Annotated in this window: 5 protein-coding genes; 3 read left to right on the top strand and 2 right to left on the bottom strand. The window is 48.7% G+C overall.

Translation table 11 applies throughout. From position 1 onward, the window contains the following. The 3 genes from RMO52_RS04520 to RMO52_RS04510 form a co-directional block, all read left to right on the top strand. On the top strand, positions 1 to 1,434 hold a 1,434-nt coding region (locus RMO52_RS04520; RefSeq protein WP_310411270.1), incomplete at its 5' end, for an EF-Tu/IF-2/RF-3 family GTPase. Between the two features lie 316 nt (positions 1,435 to 1,750). After that, positions 1,751 to 2,350 (top strand): Uma2 family endonuclease, encoded by a 600-nt coding sequence (locus RMO52_RS04515; protein WP_309740336.1) that lies wholly within the window; start codon positions 1,751 to 1,753, stop codon positions 2,348 to 2,350. Between the two features lie 245 nt (positions 2,351 to 2,595). Then, positions 2,596 to 3,957 carry an NAD(P)/FAD-dependent oxidoreductase gene (locus tag RMO52_RS04510; RefSeq protein ID WP_309740338.1) on the top strand — a complete coding sequence of 454 codons (1,362 nt, stop codon included), beginning with the start codon at positions 2,596 to 2,598 and terminating at the stop codon, positions 3,955 to 3,957. 90 nt (positions 3,958 to 4,047) lie between these two features. On the opposite strand, the gene RMO52_RS04505 is transcribed toward RMO52_RS04510, so the two are convergent. Next, entirely contained in the window at positions 4,048 to 4,281 is a 234-nt protein-coding gene (locus RMO52_RS04505) for a hypothetical protein (protein WP_309740339.1), read from the bottom strand. Between the two features lie 221 nt (positions 4,282 to 4,502). Next, the gene (locus tag RMO52_RS04500; protein WP_310411266.1) at positions 4,503 to 5,333 is read right to left on the bottom strand and encodes a DUF3598 family protein; all 831 of its coding nucleotides are present in this window, start codon (positions 5,331 to 5,333) and stop codon (positions 4,503 to 4,505) included. Positions 5,334 to 5,480 lie beyond the last annotated feature (147 nt).

Below are 5,480 nucleotides of genomic sequence, written 5' to 3'. Positions count from 1 at the left end.
GGCTTGCGTCCGATCGTGGTAGTCAATAAGATCGATCGCGAACAAGCATCGCCTCATGCGGCGGTGGATAAAGTTCTAGACTTATTCCTCGAACTCGGTGCTGACGACGACCAGTGCGACTTCCCCCACTTATTTGCTTCGGGAATCGGCGGTTATGCCCAGAACGATATGGAAACCAAAGGTACCGATATGGTACCGATGTTTGAGGCGATCTTGCGCCACGTTCCACCCCCAATCGGCGACTCTGACAAGCCCTTGCAACTGCAAGTGACGACCCTCGATTATTCCGATTATCTCGGTCGGATCGTGATTGGGAAGATCCACAACGGCACCATTACCATGGGTCAGCAAGCCGCGCTAATGCAGCGCGATGGCTCGATCTCCAAAGGACGGATTACCAAGCTCTTGGGCTTCGATGGCTTGAAGCGGATCGAGATTCCCAGTGCAACTGCGGGTAATATCGTAGCTGTGACTGGCTTTGCCGATGCGAATATCGGTGAAACCATTACTTGTCCGAACGAGCCAATGGCATTGCCATTAATCGACGTGGACGAACCCACGTTGCAGATGACCTTCTGCGTGAATGACTCGCCGTTTGCCGGAACTGAAGGCAAAAACGTGACCTCGCGCCAAGTTCGCGACAGGCTTTTCCGCGAATTGGAAACTAACGTCGCCCTCCGCGTCGAAGAAACCGATGAAGCCGATAAGTTTGCCGTCGCCGGACGGGGGGAACTTCACCTGGGGATTCTAATCGAGAATATGCGTCGCGAAGGCTACGAATTCCAAGTCTCCCAGCCGCAAGTAATCTACCGCGAAATTGGCGGTGCTAAGTGTGAACCCTTTGAATTGCTCGCCCTCGACGTTCCCGAAGAAGCTGTCGGTAGCTGTATCGAACGTCTCGGTCAGCGCAAGGGTGAAATGCAGGATATGGTCGTCGGGATGAACGGTCGTTCTAACCTGGAATTCGTCGTTCCCGCTCGCGGTTTGATCGGTTTCCGAGGTGAATTCATGCGGATGACGCGCGGTGCTGGGATTATGAATCACAGTTTCCTCGAATATCGTCCGACTTGTGGTGATATCTCCGCTCGTCGCAACGGTGTGTTGATCTCCTTTGAAGAAGGCACTGCTACCGACTACGCGCTGATGGGTGCAGAAGATCGCGGTACGTTCTTTATTAAGCCTGGTACTAAGGTCTATAAAGGAATGATCGTCGGTGAAAATAATCGTCCACAGGATCTCGAACTGAACATCTGTAAGAGCAAGCAATTAACCAACCACCGTGCTTCTGGTGGGGAAGAATTGGTACAGCTCAAAACACCGATCGATATGACGCTCGAACGCGCGCTCGAATATATCAGCGGCGATGAGTTGGTAGAAGTCACTCCTCTATCGATTCGGTTACGGAAGATTTCTAAGAAATTAGCTCGACGTTAGGTTTAGCCTCCGATTAAAATCGGGTCTAGTGATGCAAAGTCCGCCTGTCTTGAAAAGGTGCTCTACTTGGGGAAACCCCAAGACCGCACTTTTCGCTTCGCGGACTAATTAATTTCCTAGTCCGCGAAGGCGGACTTTGCATCATGAGCGGGGGTTTCCAACCCCACGGCGATGTCGAAACGGAGCAGATCTCACGGTCGCCATAAGTTATAAAAAGCTCGCACCTGCGGGCTTTTTTTTTGGGTTGCCAGTCGGGGCAATTCCATTCTGGCATAATAGAAATATAGTGAAAGCTAATCGATCGCATTGAGGTTTTATGAACGTCGCCCAATCCCTAGCGGAAGAAACAGTTGCGGTTAATATTCACAGCGCAGATCTCCATGTGACGCCAGCACAATTCGACAGATTGTGCCAAGACAATCGAGATTTGCGAATGGAGTTAACCAAAGAAGGAAAATTAATCGTTATGGCTCCGACATTTGGGGAGAGTGGGAAAAGAAATGGAAATCTGTTTGGTCGAGTTTGGGATTGGAACGAACGCACTCAATTAGGAACAGCATTTGACTCTTCGACTGGATATGATTTTACTGGAATCGGTGGTGGCAAAATGTCTCCTGATGTCTCGTGGATTGAAAACTCCCGCCTAGAAGGTGTTTCGCTCAAACAATTTATTCCAGTTGTGCCGGATTTCCTCATCGAGCTGCGCTCTACTACCGCCAGATTGAGCGATCTCCAATCCAAAATGCTCGAATATCAACGGTTAGGTGTAAAGCTCGGACTCTTAATTAATCCCCAAGATAAGCAAGTTGAAATCTATCGATCGAGCAAAGATGTTGAAGTTATTCAAGACCCAGACTCGATCGATTGTACGGATATTATGTCAGGCTTCATCTTGGATTTGACAAAGATTCCATAACATCAACCCAACCTACAGATCTAGACCATACTCATTCACTATTTAGCGATCGCCAAAAAAGAGCGAGACGATCGCGAGTAAAATAAATAATACTTCACCAATAATCGTCATCATCCGCTCGGAAATACGACTAGCGATCGAGATTCAGTTAAAATAAATCTAGCTAAAAAATATTATCGACATTACTCTGGAAGTGAATTCATAGTTATAATGGGCGTCTAAGACCCACTAGAGGAAAGCCGATCGTGACAAATAAAGTCGAGCACCAATCATTGCATCATGTCGTTATTATTGGCGGTGGTTTTGGCGGACTTCATGCGGCACTATCGCTAGGCAAAGCCCCCGTCCAGGTCACACTGATCGACAAGCGGAACTTTCACCTGTTCCAACCGCTGCTGTATCAAGTTGCCACAGGTGGTTTGTCGCCTGCGGATATTTCCTCACCACTGCGATCGATCCTCAACAAGCAGCAAAATACTAAGGTGATCATGGGCGAGGTGCGCGATGTCGATCCGCAGCAGCAGAAGGTATTTTTAAATAAGGGCGAACTAAATTATGACACCCTAATCGTCGCGACAGGTGTCAGCCATCACTATTTCGGTAACGACCAATGGGCACCCACCGCTCCCGGCTTAAAGACGGTCGAAGATGCGCTGGAAATGCGCCGCCGGATTTTTATGGCATTTGAAGCCGCTGAAAAAGAGACAGACATCGAAAAACGCCGTGCGTGGCTGACATTTGTCATCGTCGGCGGCGGCCCGACTGGGGTAGAATTAGCTGGCGCGATCGCTGAATTGGCATATAGTACTCTCAAAAAAGACTTCCGCAACATCGATACCGCTGAAGCCAAAGTCATCCTCGTCGAAGGGATGGATCGCGTATTGCCACCTTATCCACCAGAACTTTCTGCCAAAGCCGCAGCATCCCTAGTCGAATTGGGCGTGCAGGTGCAGACAAAAGCACTAGTGACAAATATCGCCGATAACGTCGTTACCATCCGTCAGGGCGAGCAGACAGAGTGTGTCGAAGCCCGAACCGTACTGTGGGCGGCTGGTGTTAAAGCTTCAGCGATGGGTAAGATTTTAGCAGACCATACTGGTGTGGAACTCGATCGCGTGGGCAGAGTGATGGTCGAGTCGGACTTAAGTGTCAAAGGCTATCCGCAGATTTTTGTCATTGGCGATCTGGCAAACTTTACCAAGCCAGATGGTAAACCCCTCGCTGGAGTAGCACCCGTTGCCACCCAAGAAGGTAAATATGTTGCCGACCTGATCCAACAGCGACTCGCTGGTGCCAGTTTACCTGCCTTTGAATATTACGATGCTGGCAGTCTCTCAGTCATCGGCAGACATTCAGCAGTGGCTGACTTTGGTAAAATCAAGATGTCTGGCTTCTTAGCCTGGTTGATTTGGGTATTCGTCCACATTTATTATCTAATTGAATTCGATAGTAAATTGGTCGTATTTATTCAGTGGACGTGGAGTTATTTCACGCGCAAACGTGGGGCAAGATTGATTACGGGCGACGAATCGCTGGGTCAAATTGGGGTTGACGAGCGCGGCGATTATTTCGTCGAACCAAAAGTTAAAGTCAATGTCAATGCTTAATTCTTAGCTAGGCAAAGTAGATGAAGGGCGATTCATATTACAACCCTTCATCCCTCATAATTTCTCGCCAAATTGCAAAATTCAAACACGTTAATGTGCCTCAGCCAAATCTCTGATGAGTAAAAGTCTCGATGTCAGATAACTGTCTAAATTTTGGGCTTCTTCAGAATCAAGGATGATGCGATCCCTCACCTTGTCGGTGATGACTCGCGAGAGGTCTCGATCGGGCAGGGACATGGCTTGGTAGTTGATTTCCGAGACTGCCTTCCAGAGGAGGCGTAATACATGAGGGTTGATGGTAATATTTTGGATAATTTTTCTCACCTAGAATAAATTTAATCTTTTCTTTATATTACCCAACTTTTGCGAAATAACCTAACAATTGGAACCAATTATTAGCAAATAGCTCAGTCTGCCAAAATCGCCAGTATTTATACTCATCGTTGACCAAAATCTTCTTAAGTGAAAATTGGGCAGTAAGCCTTACTCTCTTACCCCTCACCCCTTCAACAAGTCTTGCCGAACGTCATACACGTTAGGTAGATTTAAGACCGCCCGAATTCATCACAAATCAACGTGGCGCTATGCCATTGCCCAGCGCTGTCATATCGCCGCACCAACCGCTGCCGCTGTCCTGGCTGGTACATCCAACCAATTTCTAGCTCAAAGGGGCATCCTCGCCGAATCTGGGTGGGTGTAGTCGTATAACTCCCATCGGGCAGCAGGAGCATCTGATAAGATTCACCCGATCGATCGGTAGCAAATAGCAATCGTTGGTTCGCGACTCTCAAATCGATCGAGTCCTCATCTGTTACTAACTGATAACCCGTAGCACTAGCCGTAAATGTCGTTGCTGTCTGAGTCACGATCGGTGCCAACTGTGGATAAAATGTCGTTGCCGTTCCCGTCCAAGTGCCCACCAAATCATTAATAGTCAGGTGCGGACGTTCTGGCGCGATCGTGCCTTGACGCTGCTCGCGCACGAAGGTGACTCGATCGAGTTTTCCATCGATGTCGAAAGTTTCGATCGTCCGAAAGCGGCGATCTGCGGCTCTAAGCGAAAATTCGGCGATCGTCTTTACTCCCGCACTTACCGCCAAGGCTCCCGAACTAAAAGCACCCGTCTCGAAGTAAATCGCACCGATACCCGGAGGCGTACTGAAGTTCCACACTACTTCTTTGGGATAGCGTTCGGTGCTATTTGGCAGCGGATAAAACCGCGTCAGCACCAGATGAACCGATCGGTTATCGGGACTACCTTCAAGTTTGATAATACTAGGGATATCCTCGATCGATTCCCCGCCAGCGGTGACGGTAGTAAATGAACCTACCCATTCACCTAGATTTTCGAGCACACACTCCCATTGGGATTTCATAATTGAGGGTAGGGGTAGAGGGTGGAGGGTAGGGGTAAGAGGTAAGAGGTAAGAGGTAAGGGGTAAGAGGTAAGAGGTAAGAGGTAAGGGGTAAGAGGTAAGAGGTAAGGGGTAAGAGGTAAGAGGTAAGGGGTAAGAGGTAAGAGG

Source organism: Chamaesiphon sp. OTE_8_metabat_110 (assembly GCF_031382685.1).
Classification (GTDB): Bacteria; Cyanobacteriota; Cyanobacteriia; order Cyanobacteriales; family Chamaesiphonaceae; genus Chamaesiphon.
Note: the sequence above shows the minus strand (reverse complement) of the source record. Positions and strands in the feature narration are given on the sequence as shown.